Source organism: Crossiella cryophila (genome assembly GCF_014204915.1).
Lineage (GTDB): Bacteria > Actinomycetota > Actinomycetes > Mycobacteriales > Pseudonocardiaceae > Crossiella > Crossiella cryophila.
On record NZ_JACHMH010000001.1, the window covers coordinates 8176860 to 8191971 of the forward strand.

Below are 15112 nucleotides of genomic sequence, written 5' to 3' on the forward strand. Positions count from 1 at the left end.
GAGTCAGCAGATGGGTCACCACCACCACGGTCACGGACACGGCCATGGGCACGGCCACGGCCAGGACCACGCGCACGGCCACGATCACGACCATGAGCACGAGGGCGCCGGGCCGGACCTGGCCGTGGACACCTCGATCCCGGACACCGAACTCAGCCCCGGCCAGCTCTCCCGCCGCACCATGCTGCGCGGCGCGGGCCTGCTCGGCGCCGGACTGGCCGGCTCCACGGTGCTCGCCGGCGCCGCCGCGGCCGACCCGGACCGCGCCCAGCCCCGCCAGCCGCGCGCCGGGTACCAGTGGCTGGCAGGCGATCACCACATCCACACCCAGTACAGCCTGGACGGCCGCTACCGGGTGATCGACCAGGTCCGGCACGGCCGCAACTACGGCCTGGACTGGATGGTGATCACCGACCACGGCGGCACCACGCACGCCCGGATCGGCGTGGAGAAGATCCACCCGGACATCCTGGCCGCCCGCAAGGACGTGCCGGACACGCTGGTCTTCCACGGCATGGAGTGGAACGTGCCCGCCGCCGAGCACGGCACCGTGATCGTGCACCCCGGCGGCGACGGCGAGGTGGCCGTGCTCAAGGAGTTCGTCAACAACTACGACGGCATCCTCAAGAACGCGCTCAGCAGCACCCCGGCGAATGAGACGCTGGCCATCGCCGGGGTCAACTTCCTGGCCGACGCGGTCAAGCGCAAGCGGGTCGAGGACATCCTGTTCCTGGCCAACCACCCCGCGCGCAAGGGCTGGGACTCCCCGCACGAGCTGCGCAACTGGCGGGACGCCGCCCCGCACATCGCCGTCGGCATGGAAGGCGCGCCCGGCCACCAGGCCGCCGGCATCCCCAAACCGCACGGCCCCGGCCTGTTCCGCGGCTACTACGACGCCTCCCCCGGCCCGGACTCCTGGCCCGGCTACCCCCTGGAGTCCTTCCGCACCTACGGCGGCTTCGACTGGATGACCTCCACCGTCGGCGGCGTCTGGGACAGCCTCCTCGCTGAGGGCAAGCCGTGGTGGATCACCGCCAACTCCGACTCGCACACCATCTACGCCGACGCCGCCGTACGCGGGCCGGGTGGCGACTTCGACCGCGACGGCAAGTGGCCGGACCCGGTGCACGGCGGCGCGCCCGACCTCAACGAGGTCGACTTCTTCCCCGGCTACTACACCCGCACCCACGTCGGGGCCACCGACTTCAGCTACAGCGCGGTGATGAACGGCATCCGGGCCGGGCGGGTCTGGGTCGACCACGGCGCGCTGATCGCCGGCCTGGACATCCAGCTGCGCACCACCGGGCACGGCCTGCAGCACCAGGCCACCCTCGGCGGCACCCTCACCGCCCGCCGCGGCACCCCGCTGGAACTGGTGATCACCATCGACCAGGCGCGGCTGCCGAACTGGGCGCACTTCGTGCCCAAGCTGGCCAGGGTGGACGTCATCCAGGGCAAGGTCACCGGGCCGGTCACCGACCGGGACGCCTCCACCGCCCCGGACACCAAGGTGGTCAAGGCCTTCGAGGTCGGCGGCCAGCCCGGCAAGGTGCACTTCGTCTACCGGATCGGCGCCCTGGACGGGCCGTTGTACCTGCGGGTGCGCGGCACCGACGGCAACCGGCAGGCGGTCGGCCTGCGCGGCGCCGCGGTCGACCCGCACGGACCGGCCATGGACGTCCCGCACGACGCGGACCCGTGGAAGGACCTGTGGTTCTACACCAACCCGATCTGGGCGGTGCCGGTGTGAGTGCCGAAGCGGGACCGCGCGGCCACCTCCCGGCCGGTGATCGTTTGCCTGGCGTTCACCACCCGCGCTGAAGCTGTGCGCTCATGGGCCACGGACATCACCACCATCCACATGTTCACCAGCATGAACACGCTCACACCGAGGGCCCGGCGGACTCCGCCGCGGTGCTCGACCGACAGGTCCCGGACGAGGCGCTGAGCCCCGCCGAGCTGTCCCGGCGCTCGATGCTGCGCCGCACCGGACTGCTCGGCGCGGGCCTGGCCGCAGGCTCGACCGTGCTGGGGGCCGCCGCGGGTGACGCGGCGGCCTCCCCGGCGCCGCCGCGCGGCGGTTACCGGTGGCTGGCCGGGGATCACCACATCCACACCCAGTACAGCGACGACGGCAAGTACCGGGTGATCGACCAGGTCCGGCACGCCGGCGCGCACGGCCTGGACTGGGTGGTGATCACCGACCACGGCGGGCCGGTGCACGCCAAACTGGGCGTGGACAAGGTCAACCCGGACATCGTGGCCGCCCGCCGCGACGCCGGCGGCACCCTGGTGTTCCAGGGCCTGGAGTGGAACATCCCGGCCGCCGAGCACGGCACCGTGATCGTGCACCCCGGCCGCAACGAGGTCGCGGTGCTCAAGGAGTTCGAGACCAACTACGACGGCCGCACCCAGAACGCCGGCGCCCCGACGCCCGCCAACGAGGCACTGGCCATCTCCGGCATCAACTTCCTGGCCGATGCCATGGGCCGCAAGCGAATCGAGGACGTGCTCTTCCTCGCCAACCACCCCGCCCGCAAGGGCCTGGACTCCCCGCACGAGATCCGCGGCTGGCGCGACGCGCAACCCCGCATCGCCGTCGGCATGGAAGGCGCCCCCGGCCACCAGGCCGCCGGGATCCCCAAACCACACGGCCCCGGCGGCGCCCGCGGCTACTACGACTCCAGCCCCGGCGCGGATTCCTGGCCCGGCTATCCCCTGGAGTCCTACCGCACCTTCGGCGGCTTCGACTGGATGACCGCCACCGTCGGCGGCCTGTGGGACAGCCTCCTGGCCGAGGGCAAACCCTGGTGGATCACCGCGAACTCGGACTCGCACAGCGTGTACGCCGACACCGCCGTCCGCGGCCCCAACACCGACTACAACACCCACGGCAAACACGCCGACCCCGTCCACGGCGGCAAACCCGACCTCAACTCCGGCGACTTCTTCCCCGGCTACTACAGCCGCACCCACGTAGGAGCCCGCGACCACTCCTACGGCGCGGTCATGGACGCCATCCGGGCAGGCAGGGTCTGGGTCGACCACGGCGCCCTGCTCGCCGGCCTGGACGTCCAGCTCCGCACCACCGACCGCTGGGCCCAGCGAACCCAGTCCCTGGGCGGAGTCCTGCACGCCCGCCGAGGAACCCAACTCGAACTGGTCATCACCATCGACCAAGCCCGCCTTCCCAACTGGGCCTGCTTCATCCCGAAGCTGGCCCGAGTAGACCTCATCCAGGGCAAAGTCACCGGCCCCGCCACCGACCGCGACACCTTCACCGCCCCCGACACCAAGGTGACCCAGTCCTTCGAGGTCAAAACCGACGGCACCCTGCGCATCACCCACCAGCTAGGACGCCTGGACCAGCCGTTCTACCTGCGCCTGCGCGGCACCGACGGCAACCGGCAAGCAGTAGGCCCGCGTGGGGCGGCGGTAGACCCACACGGCCCCGCGATGGACGTAATCGGAGACGCCGACCCCTGGAGGGACCTGTGGTTCTACACCAACCCGATCTGGGCACTGCCATGGTGACCGGAGTGGACCGAGGCAGCCCCGACCTGGCCGCCGCCGACCACCTGGCCCGCGCCCTGGTAGCCGAATACGCCCTCCCCGCCACCACAACGGTCTGCACCCACCTGATCCGGACCGACACCCCCCACGTAGCCCTGTCCTTCGAGGTCCCCGCCGACTTCCCCGGCCCAGTCCCCAGCGACGACTCCCCCGGCGCGACCACGGCCGCCACCGAACACCGCACCCGCAACTCCGGCCGGGCAGTCCTGTTCCCCGGCGCGGCCGACCTGACCGGCACAGTCCCACTCACCTCGGTCCTGTCCACCGCGATCACCCACCTCACCGTCCTCGGCGGCGCCCCACCCACCCCCAACGCCACCCTGCACACCCGAGACCACATCCGCCCCGAATGGCGAGAGGGCAACCTAACCCTCACCATCACCCCCGCAGGCACCAACACCTACGCCCCCTTCGAAGTCCCCAACCCCACCCCCTGCTGCGCCGACCACTAGCCCCGCCGTCCCACAACGGCCAACACACCGTACGAAAACGGCCAACACCCGGTACAAGAACGGCCAACACGCCGGCGAGGGTTTCAACCCCCGCGCGTGTTGGCCGTTCTGGGACGGTGTGTTGGCCGTTCTTGTACACCACGTTGGCCGTTGTGGGACGCCGGGCGGGCGGAGCCCGGAGCGGTGGGCGTTGGGGGTGGGCGGGCGAAGCCCGGAGCGGGGAGCGGGGAGCGGGGAGCGTTGCGGGCAGGCGGGCGAAGCCCGGAGCCGTGAACGTTGGGGGCAGGCGGGCGAAGCCCGGGAACGCTGCGGCTAGGCGGTTCCCACGCGCCGCGACCGGGCGAAGCCCGCACACAAGCAGACGGGGTGGCTTTTCAAACATCCCCTGAGCGGTTCCCCATCCCCGTCAGCCTGGAGAGGACACACCGCATCCTGGGCGCGCGGACCCGCAACCCGCCGCCGCCCTAGCCACCCAACCGCAGGGGTCCGCGCGCCCAGGATGTGGTTTGGTATCGGAAGGCTGACGGGGATGGGGAACCGCACGAGCACTGCTCTCTGCCCTTGACTTTGAACCTCCCCCCATCCTTTGATTCCTGCCCGTCCGGCGAGGACGCTCTTGATCTTGGCTCTTGCCACAACCCACCCACAACCGGCCAACAACCCGTACAACAACGGCCAACACGCCGTACCAGAACGGCCAACACGCCGAGCGAGAACAGCGTCAGCGGTCGCCGGGAGCGCTCAGCAGCGGGAACCCCAGCGGCCGTTCGTCCAGCACCCCCGCCGCCGCCAGCGCCCGAGCCGCCAACTGCATCAACGGGTGGAACCGATACCGGAAATAAGCACTGTGATCCGCCGGCTCAGCCGAAGCGACCTCCGCTAGCTGGAACTCGACCAACCTCTCCAGCACCGCCTCCGCCGCCTCCTCATCCACCTTCAAAGCCAGCGCGGCCTGCTCCACCGAGATCGGCCCACCCGGCAGCGAACCCAGCCGCACGAACGCCGTCCGATACCGCCCCGCCAGCAGCCGGAAGTTGGCCTCCACGCTCGCGCGCACATCGAGCTTCCCACTCGCCAGCTCACGCAGCCGCTGATCCTCCGACACCAGCCGATCGGTGAGACGGCCGATGGACCAGTGCGGCCGCAGGGTCAGCCGGGTGGCCGCGGCCAGCAACGCCAGCGGCAGGCCGCCGCACAGCTCGACCAGGGTCTGGGCGGAGCCGGGGTCCTGGGCGACCCGGGGCGCGCCGATCACGGAGCGGAGCAGTTCCAGGGATTCGGGGGCGCCAAGGGGGGCCAGGTCGACGGTGAGGGCGGCGCCGCGGAAGGGGACCCGGCGGCGGCAGGCGACCAGCACGGCACAGCCCTGGCCGCTGGGCACCAGGGGGGCGATCTGGGCGGCGCTGCAGGCGTTGTCCAGGACCACGATGACCTTGCGCTGCACCGTCCAACTGCGGAAGAGCTGACTGCGTTCGCGGAGTTCGGTCGGCAGCGGGGTGTTCGGGCCGCGGATGGCGCGCAGGAAACCGGCCAGGGCCTCCTCCGGCTCGGTCTCGGCCAGGTCGGCGTAGAGCTGGCCGTGCGGGAAGCGGGTGCGCACCCGGTTGGCCACGTGCGTGCAGAACGCCGACTTGCCCACCCCTGGCGGCCCTACCACCGAGACCACCGGCGGCGCGCTCTGCGGACCGGCGGTCAGCAGGGCCTCGGCCTCGGCGAGTTCCCTGGCCCTGCCGACGAAGGAGGGCAGGTCCGGCGGGAGCTGCGCCGGCGGTTCGGCCCAGCTGGGCGCCGGGCGGACCTGGGTGGTCAGCGGCGGCGCGGGTTCGGTCTCGTCGCCGCCGTTGAGCAGGGTGCGGTGCAGCCGTTGCAGCTCCGGACCGGGTTCCAGGCCCAGGCGGTCCACCAGGGTGGCGCGCAGCCGCTGGAAGACCCGTAACGCCTCGGAACGGCGGCCGGAGCGGTGCAGGGCCAGCATCAGCTTGGTGTGCAGGCCCTCGTGCGTGGGGTGCGCCTCGGCCAGGGTGGTCAGCTCGCCGATGAGCTGGTGGTGGCGGCCGAGCATCAGCTCGACCTCCATCCGCTGGTCGGTCACGCTGGCCCGGCTCTCCGCCAGCCGCGCCACGTGCCCGCGCAGCACCGGCCCCGGGTCCACATCCGACAGCGCGGGGCCGCGCCAGACCGCCAGCGCGCCACGCAGCGATTCGGCCGCCTCGTCCAGGAGGCCGTTCTCCAGTTCGCCGCGGCCGCGCTGGGCCAGTTCGGTGAAGCGCTGCACGTCCAGGGTTCCCGGCGGCATCGTCAGGGAATAGCCGACGCGATGGGTGTGCAGCACCACGGAGGCGGATTCGGGGGCGTTACGACCGGTGGCCCCGAACAGCTTGCGCAGGTGGGAGACGTAGGTCTGCAGGGTGGTGGTGGCTGTCGGCGGAGGGGTTCCGTCCCACAGCTCGGCCATCAACTCGTCCACGCGCACGACACTGTTCGCGCTGACCGCGAGAAGAGCTAGCACTTGACGCAGTTTTGGTGGGCTCGGCGTGATGGCAACCCCGCCGCGCAGCACCTCCAACTGGCCGAGCACGGACACTTGGATGTTCATCTACCTCCACGTTCCGGACCCCCTCGGGGGCACAGCACGCACTGGTATATCGCAGTTACTCACTCGATTGGTGCAATTGTGCCGGTTCAATCGAGTGAAGGGAAATCATCCCTGATCGAACTTCGGGTGTCATGCGAGATGCTTAGAGATTCTTTAAGGCTGAGATCACCCGAAAGAGCCGACGTCAGGGGGTTCCCATTATCGGGAATCCGCGCTATGACGTCGGCTCTGTCGTCATCGGTTGTTAACAAGTGCGTGCTTTTGCTGCTCCCAGCATAATCCTGACCCGCCGCTCAGGCGGCCAGGACCTGGCCGTCGGCCACCTTGACCGGGACCGGGGTGAGTCCGGTCTCGGCCGGACCCTTCCGTTTGGCCCCGGTCTTGGCGTCGAACTGGCTGCCGTGGTTGGAGCAGGTGACCACGCCGTTGACCGGTGCGTCGACCGGGGTGCCGGCGTGCGGGCAGGCCGCGTTGAACGCCTTGACCTCGGTCTCGGAGGCCCGCACGAGCAGCAGTGGCCCGTTGGGTCCGGTGACCACGGCGCCCTTGCCGACCGGGATGTCGGCCAGGGCGGCCAGGGCCCCGCCGGGTGCGGGTGGCGCGCCGGTGCCCGGCTTGCCCGCACCCGTGGGCGCGCTGGGACCGCACGCCGAGATGAGTGCGCCGGGGGCCAGCAGGGCGGCGGCCAGTCCGCACAGCACGGTGCGTCGACTGGGCCCTGACAGCTCGGGAACGGGCACGGGGAACCTCCTGTGGTGGGTGGACGGTCCGGTTCGTGCCCTGTACTACGCGATCTCCCCGGACCGGGTTCAGGCGGTGGCGAGCTTGATGATTTCCTCGGCCACCAGTTTCGGCGCCTGTTCGGGAATCCAGTGCGTGAGGCCCTCGACCTCGACGAACCGGTACTTGCCGGTGACGTGCTGGACGCAGCGCTGCGCACCCGCTCGTCCGAGTGCGCGATCCTCGGTGCTCCAGATGTAGGTGGTGGGCACGGTGGACGGGCCGAGGTCGCCGAGGCTGGGGTTGATCGCCCGGTACCAGTTGAGCGCGCCGGTGAGCGCGGGCCGGTTGCCGAGCAGGGCCAGGTGCGGGGCGGCCTGATCGGCGCTCAGCGGCGGGGTGAGGGTCTGCTTGAGCCGCTCGCCGTCCTCGGCCAGCAGCACGTCCTCGGCCTTGCCCTCGGTGCGGAACAGGTCGATGTAGGTGGAGCGCCGCTGCTGGTCGGGGTCGTTCTCCCGGGCCCAGGCGAAGGCGGCCGGGTGCGGCACGGACAGCGCGGTCAGGGTCAGCGCCCGCTCGGGGTGCCGGACGGCGACGTTCCAGGCCACGATGGCGCCCCAGTCGTGGCCGACGATGTGCGCCTTGGGCAGGTCGAGGGCGTCCAGGATGCCGACCGCGTCGGCGGCCAGCAGCGGGATGTCGTAGTCGGCGACGGCGGCCGGGCGGGCGCCGGGGGAATAGCCGCGCTGGTCGGGGGCGATGGTGCGGTAGCCGCTGGCGTTGAGCTGCTCCACGACTTCGTCCCAGCAGTGGTGCGACTGGGGGAAGCCGTGCAGCAGCAGTACCGCGGGCCCGTCGGCCGGGCCGGACACGGCGACGTCGAAGGTCAGCTCACCGAGACGGATCTCCATGTGCCCCAACGTATCCGGTTCTCACTCCGGACGCGCGGCCGCGTACCTGGCACGCAGGATCCGGATCGCCTTGACCGCGCGCGGGCCGTCCCAGGACTGGATGGCCAGTGCCGGGTAGTGCTCGTCGTGCGGCAGGTCGAGCTTGGCGAAGTAGGCCTTGTCCGGGAAGGAGATGCCCAGGATCTCGGTCCAGGCCAGCTGTTTGCGGGCGATGAACCCGCGCACGTCCACGCCGTCCTCGGTGATGATCAGCCGCGGCCGGGTGAGCACCAGGGCGCCCGCGGCCAGCAGCAGGCCGACGATGACCATGGCGACCTGGTCGGAGATCCGGAAGTGCGCGCCGGTGTAGGTGACCCGCATGAAGATCCCGGCGCTGCCGAAGGCGATGGCCAGGATCGGGGCCAGGGTGAAGCCGATGATCCGGATCAGGTGCGGGCGGATGACGACGGCCGCCGACCCGGCCGGTTTCGTCTTCGTCTGTTCAGCCACGACCGTCATTTTCCACCCCGCAGTTCGCGCAGGGTCACCGCGGTGTCGATGGCGGCCACGCAGGCCTCGAAGCCCTTGTCCTCTGCGCTGCCGGGCCGCCCGGAGCGGTCCAGGGCCTGCTCGAGGGTGTCGCAGGTGAGCACGCCGTTGCCGACCGGGGTGGACTCGTCCAGCGCGATCCGGGTGAGGCCGTCGGTGACGGCGTCGCAGACGTACTCGAAGTGCGGGGTGCCGCCGCGGATGACCACGCCGAGGGCGACCACGGCGTCGTAGCGGCGGGCCAGTTCCTGGCAGACCACGGGCAGTTCGATGGCCCCGGCGACCCGGACCACGGTGGGTTCGGGCACCCCGGCCTTGGCCGCGGCGACCAGTGCGCGTTCGACCAGCAGGTCGGTGATCTCCGGGTGCCAGCGGGTGGCGGCGATGGCCACGCTGAGCCCGCCGGCCTCCGGGACCTCGATCTCCGGTCGTCCTGCCCCGCTCATGCCCGGTCTCCCGTCTCCGCCCCGAGGTTCTCGAGGTCGTACAGCTCGTGGCCCATCCGGTCGCGTTTGGTGCGCAGGTAGCGCAGGTTCTCCGGGTTGGGCCGGATCGGCATCGGCACCCGGTCGGCCACCCGCAGGCCGTAGCCCTCCAGGCCGACGCGTTTGGCCGGGTTGTTGGTGAGCAGCCGCATGGAGCGGATGCCCAGGTCGGAGAGGATCTGCGCGCCGGTGCCGTAGTCGCGGGCGTCGGCTGGCTGACCGAGGGCGAGGTTGGCGTCCACGGTGTCCGCGCCGGCGTCCTGGAGCTGGTAGGCCTGGAGTTTGTGCATCAGGCCGATGCCGCGGCCCTCGTGCCCGCGCATGTAGAGCACCACGCCGCGGCCTTCGGCGGCGACCGCGGCCAGCGCGGCGTCCAGCTGGGGTCCGCAGTCGCAGCGCAGCGAGGCGAACACGTCGCCGGTGAGGCATTCGGAGTGGACCCTGACGAGCACGTCCTCGCCGTCGCCGATCTCGCCGGTGACCAGCGCCACGTGCTCGATGCCGTCGAGGAGGCTGTCGTAGCCGACGGCGCGGAATTCGCCGTGCGCGGTGGGGATACGGGCTTCGGCGACCCGCTGGACCTGCTTCTCGAAGCGGCGCCGGTAGGCGATGAGGTCGGCGATGCTGATCAGTTTGAGGTCGTGTTCGGCGGCGAAGACCTCGAGTTCGTCGCGGCGGGCCATGTCGCCGTCGTCCTTCTGGCTGACCACCTCGCACAGCACCCCGGCGGGCCGGAGGCCGGCCAGGCGGGCCAGGTCGACGGCGGCTTCGGTGTGGCCGGGGCGGCGGAGCACGCCGCCTTCCTTGGCGCGCAGCGGGACCACGTGGCCGGGCCGGTTGAAGTCGGCGGCGGTGGAGTCGGCGTCGGCGAGCAGCCGGATGGTGTGGGCCCGGTCGGCGGCGGAGATGCCGGTGGAGACGCCGGTGCGGGCGTCCACGGTGACGGTGTAGGCGGTGCCGCGGGCGTCCTGGTTGGTGTGGTACATCGGCGGCAGGTCGAGCCGGTCGCAGTCGGCCTCGGGCAGCGGCACGCAGATGTAGCCGGAGGTGTAGCGCACGGTGAAGGCGATCAGTTCCGGGGTGGCCTTCTCCGCGGCGAAGATGATGTCGCCCTCGTTCTCCCGGCCCTCGTCGTCGACCACGATGACGGGACGGCCCGCCGCGATGTCGGCGATGGCTGCCTCGATGGTGTCGAATTCGGTCACCGGGTCTCCTTGGTAGCGGCCTCGATGGCCCCGCTGGCGAGCTTCTCGACGTACTTCGCGAGCACGTCCACTTCCAGGTTGACCTGGTCTCCTGGCTGACGGATACCGAGTGTGGTCAAGTCGAGGGTGGTGGGGATGAGGCTGACGGTGAAGTAGTCGGCGCCGACCTCGACCACGGTGAGCGAGACGCCGTCGATGGCCACCGAGCCCTTCTCCACCAGGTAGCGGGACAGCGCCGGGGGGATGCCGACCCGGACGATCTCCCAGTGCTCGGAGGGTTCGCGGGCGGCGATGGTGCCGGTGCCGTCGACGTGGCCCTGCATGATGTGCCCGCCCAGGCGCTGGCCGAGCGCGGCGGCGCGTTCCAGGTTGACCGGGTCACCTGCGGCGGCCTTGCCGAGGTTGCTGCGCTGGAGGGTTTCCCGCATGACGTCGGCGGTGAAGGTGCCGTCGGTGGCCTCGACCACGGTCAGGCAGACGCCGTTGACCGCGATCGAGTCGCCGTGTTTGGCGTCGGAGGTGACCAGCGGTCCGGCCACGGTGATCCGCGCCGCGTCGGTGAGCTGCTCGACGGCGACGAGGTGGCCTCGTTCCTCCACGATCCCGGTGAACACTTGATCCTCCTCTAGCGCGGGAAGACCGCGCTGATCCGCACATCAGGTCCGCTCATGCCGACCTCTTCGAACTGCAACCGCACGGTGTCCGCGATCGTTCCCACCCCGGCCTCGGCGAGCGCGGCCGGGCCGGCGCCGAGCAGGCCGGGGGCGAGGTAGAGCAGCACCCGGTCGACGAGTCCGGCGGCGACGAAGGCCCCGGCGAGGCGGGGTCCGCCTTCCAGGAGCACGTCGACCACGCCGCGGGCGGCGAGTTCGGCCAGCACCATCTTGGGCTCGTGGGTGCGCAGGTGCAGGGTTTCGGCGAGATCGTTGCGCACCCGGGCGCCGACCGGCAGATCCCCTGCCCCGACGACCACCCGGAGGGGCTGCCGGTCGGCGAGGGAGCCGTCCTCGGCGCGGGCGGTGAGTTCGGGGTCGTCGGCGAGCACGGTGCCGCGGCCGACCATGATCGCGTCGGCCTGGCGGCGCAGCTGGTGCACCTCGGCCCTGGATTCCGGGGAGCTGATCCAGCGGCTGGTGCTGTCCGCGGCGGCGACCCGCCCGTCCAGGGTGGCGGCGTACTTCCAGGTGACGTGCGGGCGTCCGGTGCGGGCGTAGTGCAGCCAGGCGCGCAGTGGTCCGCGCCGGACCTGTTCTTCCAGGAGGCCGGAGCCGACCTCGACGCCGTGCGCGCGCAACCGGTCCGCGCCACCTGCGGCCTTGGGGTTGGGGTCGGCCACGGCGAAGTGCACCTCGGCGACCCCGGCCGCCAGGAGGCCGTCGACGCAGGGCGGGGTGCGGCCGGTGTGGTTGCAGGGTTCGAGGGTGACCACGGCGCAGCCGCCGCGGGCCTTCTCCCCCGCCTCGCGCAGGGCCATCACCTCGGCGTGCGGGCCACCGGCCGGCTGGGTGGCGCCCACCCCGACCACGACGCCGTCGACGTCCAGGATGACCGCGCCGACCGGCGGGTTGGGGCTGGTGGTGCCGAGCACGGCGGTGCTGGCGGCGATGGCCGTGCGCATCGCCTCCACCAGGGGCAGCCGGTCCTGGGGGCTCATCCCCGGACCGCGGCGGCCTTGGCGCGCAGCGCGCTGACGGCGGCGGCCGGGTCCTGCGCGCCATAGACGGCGGAACCGGCCACGAAGCAGTCCACCCCGGCCTCGGCGGCGGCCTCGATGGTGTCGTCGTTGATGCCGCCGTCGATCTCCACCACCAGGGTGAGGTGGCCGGTGTCGACCAGGCGGCGGGCGGTGCGCACCTTGTCCAGGACCTCTGGCATGAAGGACTGGCCGCCGAAGCCGGGTTCGACCGACATCACCAGGAGGGTGTCGTAGTGCTTGAGCACCTCGAGGTAGGGCTCCAGCGGGGTGCCGGGCTTGACCGACAGCCCCGCCTTGGCACCGGCGGCCTTGAGGTTCTTGGCCAGGGTGATGGGGTCCTTGGCGGCTTCGACGTGCACGGTGACGTTGTAGGCCCCGGCCTCGGCGTAGCCGATGGCCCACCGGTCCGGGTCCTCGATCATCAGGTGGCAGTCGATCGGGATGTCGGTGGCCTTGAGCAGGGATTGCACGACCGGCAGGCCGAGGGTCAGGTTCGGCACGAAGTGCGCGTCCATCACGTCGACGTGCAGCCAGTCGGCACCGCGCACGGCGGCGGTCTCCTCGGCGAGACGGGCGAAATCGGCGGAGAGGATCGACGGCGCGATCATCGGCTGGCGGCACACGCCGGGCAGTCTATGCCGCCCGCTGACGCCGCCTGGACAGCAGGTATGCGCCCACGAGCATGAGCAGGAACGGGACCCCGGCCAGCCAGGCGGTGGCGAACTGCTCGGTGAAGGCGGTGGTGACCAGTACCGCGCCGACGAAGAGCATGGCGGCGATGGTGGTGTAGGGCGCGCCGGGCAGCCGCACCGGGGAGGGCGGCAGGCCGGCGGCGGCACGCTGCTTCCGGAAGGCCAGCTGGGTGGCGAAGATCAGGATCCAGGCGACCAGTGCCCCGAACAGCGCCAGGCCCACGAGCAGCGGAAACGCCTCGGTCGGGGAGACGATGGAGACCAGCACGGCGATCACCAGGCCCAGTGCGCAGACGGCCAGGGCGCGGGTGGGCGAGCCGCGGTCGGAGACCTTGGCCAGGGCGCGCGGGGCGTGTCCGTCGCGGGCCAGGGAGTAGAGCATCCGGGAGCTGAGGTAGAGGTTGGTGTTCATCGCGGAGAGCGCGGCGGTGAGGATGACGAAGTTCATGATCCCGGCGGCGGCGGGGATGCCGGCGAAGGTGAACAACCTCACGAACGGGCTTTCGGTGATGCCCTGCGCGGAGGCGGTCTCCCGCCAGGGCACGATGCTGACCACCACGGCCATGCCGAGCACGTAGAACAGCACCAGCCGGGCCACCATGTTGCGGGCGGCCCGCGGCACGTCCCGCCCGGGGTCCTTGGATTCGGCGGCGGTGACCGCGACGGCCTCGGTGCCCAGGTAGGAGAAGGTGACCACGGCCACGGCCAGCCAGACCGCGCCGAGCCCGTTGGGCGCGAAGCCGCCGTCGTTCCAGGCGGACAGGCCGGGCGAGGGGTGGCCGGGCAGGCCGAAGGCCAGGTAGGCCGCGCCGAGCAGGACGAACACCACGATGGTGGCGACCTTGATCATGGCGAACCAGTACTCGAACTCGCCGAAGAACTTCACCGAGGCGAAGTTGACCGCGAGCACGCCGAGGGAGAACAGCAGCACCGGCAGCCACAGCGGCAGCTGCGGGAACCAGAACCGGGCGTAGAGCCCGGCGGCGACCACCTCGCTGCCGATGTTGACCACCTGGGCGGCCACGTAGATCCAGCGCTGCACGAACCCGGCCATGGGTCCGAGGTAGCGGTGCGCGACGGTGCCGAACCCGCCGGGTTCGGGGTGCACCACGGTCATCTCGGCCAGGGCGTAGGCCAGGGCCAGTGCGGCCACCGCGGCGAGCAGGTAGGCCAGCACCACCGCCGGTCCGGCCAGGGAGATGGCCAGTCCGGAGCCGAGGAACAGCCCGGTGCCGATGGCCCCGCCGATGGCGATCATGCCGACCTGCCTGCCGGTCAGCTCTCTGCGCAGCCCCTGCTCTTCCACGTCCATCGCCTCTCTCTGACAGCGGATGGCGGGACCGCTGGCGCATGTGCTCCAGCCGGACATGCTGCCTGGCGACGCTGCGTGAGCGACGAGCGGGGCCTGGTGTTCCGGAGTCCCGGTCCGCACCCCACCGGCGTGTTGGCCGTTCTCGTACACAGTGTTGGCCGTTGTCGTACACAGTCTTGGCCGAACTGGTACGCCATCCGGCCAACACACCGTCCACAGCGGCCAACACACCGTACGAGAACGGCCAACACACCCTCGGGGGTGCTGTCCTTTGTGGACTTAGACTAGTTGGTAGCCTGCTCGGGGGACGGTGCGGATCACGTTGGGCTGGCCGAGTTTGCGGCGCAGGGTCATCACCGCCATCCGGACCGCGTTGGTGAACGGGTCGGCGTGCTCGTCCCAGGCCTTCTCCAGGAGTTCCTCGGTGCTGACCACGCCGCCCTGGGCCCGCAGCAGCACTTCCAGGACGGCGAACTCCTTGGGGGACAACAGCAGTGGCGTGCCGTCGCGCAGCGCCCGGTGCCGGGGCAGGTCCAGGACCAGGCCGCCGTGTTCGAGCACCGGCGGCAGCGCCGGGGCGGACCTCCTGGCCAGCGCGCGGATCCGGGCCAGGAGTTCGGCGAAGGCGTAGGGCCGGGCCAGGCAGTCGTCGGCGCCGAGTTCCAGGCCGCGGATCCGATCGCGCACGCCAGGGCCGGTGACCAGCAACAACCTCGCTCCCGGGGCGAGCACGGATGCCTTGGCGCACAGGAATTCCCAGCCGAGCAGTTCCTGGCCGACGACGAGCACGTCGTAGTCGTGCACGCCGACCCGTTCCAGCACGCCGCCCATGTTCCGGCAATGGTCGACCGCGATCGCCAGTCGCCGCAACGACTCCAGCTCCTCCGCGACCCCCCGGTGCCCGGCCTCGCCAAGCAGCACCCGCATCCCCGACCCCTGTTC

At 71.4% G+C, this 15112-nt stretch carries 14 protein-coding genes; 3 read left to right on the forward strand and 11 right to left on the reverse strand.

The features are described from left to right. Positions 1–10: 10 nt before the first annotated feature. The 3 genes from HNR67_RS35015 (at position 11) to HNR67_RS35025 (ending at position 4025) form a co-directional block, all read left to right on the forward strand. Positions 11–1750 (forward strand): PHP domain-containing protein, encoded by a 1740-nt coding sequence (locus tag HNR67_RS35015; protein ID WP_185006937.1) that lies wholly within the window; start codon positions 11–13, stop codon positions 1748–1750. 164 nt (positions 1751–1914) lie between these two features. After that, positions 1915–3534 carry a PHP domain-containing protein gene (locus tag HNR67_RS35020; protein WP_312988750.1) on the forward strand — a complete coding sequence of 540 codons (1620 nt, stop codon included), beginning with the start codon at positions 1915–1917 and terminating at the stop codon, positions 3532–3534. A gap of 5 nt (positions 3535–3539) precedes the next feature. After that, complete coding sequence (locus HNR67_RS35025) at positions 3540–4025, forward strand: hypothetical protein (protein ID WP_221490158.1); 486 nt, start codon at positions 3540–3542, stop codon at positions 4023–4025. Between the two features lie 721 nt (positions 4026–4746). Here HNR67_RS35025 and HNR67_RS35030 read toward each other — a convergent pair. From HNR67_RS35030 to HNR67_RS35080, 11 genes are all read right to left on the reverse strand, one after another. Continuing rightward, positions 4747–6621 carry an AfsR/SARP family transcriptional regulator gene (locus tag HNR67_RS35030; protein WP_185006943.1) on the reverse strand — a complete coding sequence of 625 codons (1875 nt, stop codon included), beginning with the start codon at positions 6619–6621 and terminating at the stop codon, positions 4747–4749. A 293-nt stretch (positions 6622–6914) separates the two neighbouring features. Continuing rightward, positions 6915–7361, reverse strand: coding sequence for a Rieske (2Fe-2S) protein (locus HNR67_RS35035; RefSeq protein WP_185006944.1), 447 nt, complete (start codon positions 7359–7361; stop codon positions 6915–6917). A gap of 69 nt (positions 7362–7430) precedes the next feature. Next, a complete protein-coding gene (locus tag HNR67_RS35040) occupies positions 7431–8252 on the reverse strand; it encodes an alpha/beta fold hydrolase (protein WP_185006946.1) in 822 nt (273 codons plus the stop codon). Between the two features lie 21 nt (positions 8253–8273). Next, entirely contained in the window at positions 8274–8741 is a 468-nt protein-coding gene (locus HNR67_RS46485; protein WP_185006948.1) for a PH domain-containing protein, read from the reverse strand. Between the two features lie 5 nt (positions 8742–8746). After that, entirely contained in the window at positions 8747–9226 is a 480-nt protein-coding gene (gene ribH, locus HNR67_RS35050) for a 6,7-dimethyl-8-ribityllumazine synthase (protein ID WP_185006950.1), read from the reverse strand. Then, entirely contained in the window at positions 9223–10470 is a 1248-nt protein-coding gene (locus HNR67_RS35055) for a bifunctional 3,4-dihydroxy-2-butanone-4-phosphate synthase/GTP cyclohydrolase II (protein ID WP_185006952.1), read from the reverse strand. The genes ribH and HNR67_RS35055 overlap by 4 nt, the downstream gene beginning before the upstream one ends. Next, the gene (locus HNR67_RS35060; protein WP_185006954.1) at positions 10467–11084 is read right to left on the reverse strand and encodes a riboflavin synthase; all 618 of its coding nucleotides are present in this window, start codon (positions 11082–11084) and stop codon (positions 10467–10469) included. The genes HNR67_RS35055 and HNR67_RS35060 overlap by 4 nt, the downstream gene beginning before the upstream one ends. Before the next feature lie 11 nt (positions 11085–11095). Continuing rightward, positions 11096–12124, reverse strand: a complete 1029-nt coding sequence (ribD, locus tag HNR67_RS35065) for a bifunctional diaminohydroxyphosphoribosylaminopyrimidine deaminase/5-amino-6-(5-phosphoribosylamino)uracil reductase RibD (RefSeq protein WP_185006956.1) — start codon at positions 12122–12124, stop codon at positions 11096–11098. After that, complete coding sequence (gene rpe, locus HNR67_RS35070) at positions 12121–12774, reverse strand: ribulose-phosphate 3-epimerase (protein WP_185011484.1); 654 nt, start codon at positions 12772–12774, stop codon at positions 12121–12123. The genes ribD and rpe overlap by 4 nt, the downstream gene beginning before the upstream one ends. Positions 12775–12799: 25 nt before the next feature. After that, positions 12800–14170, reverse strand: coding sequence for an amino acid permease (locus tag HNR67_RS35075; RefSeq protein WP_185006958.1), 1371 nt, complete (start codon positions 14168–14170; stop codon positions 12800–12802). A gap of 279 nt (positions 14171–14449) precedes the next feature. Next, positions 14450–15097, reverse strand: coding sequence for a response regulator transcription factor (locus HNR67_RS35080; RefSeq protein ID WP_185006960.1), 648 nt, complete (start codon positions 15095–15097; stop codon positions 14450–14452). Between the last annotated feature and the right edge of the window lie 15 nt (positions 15098–15112).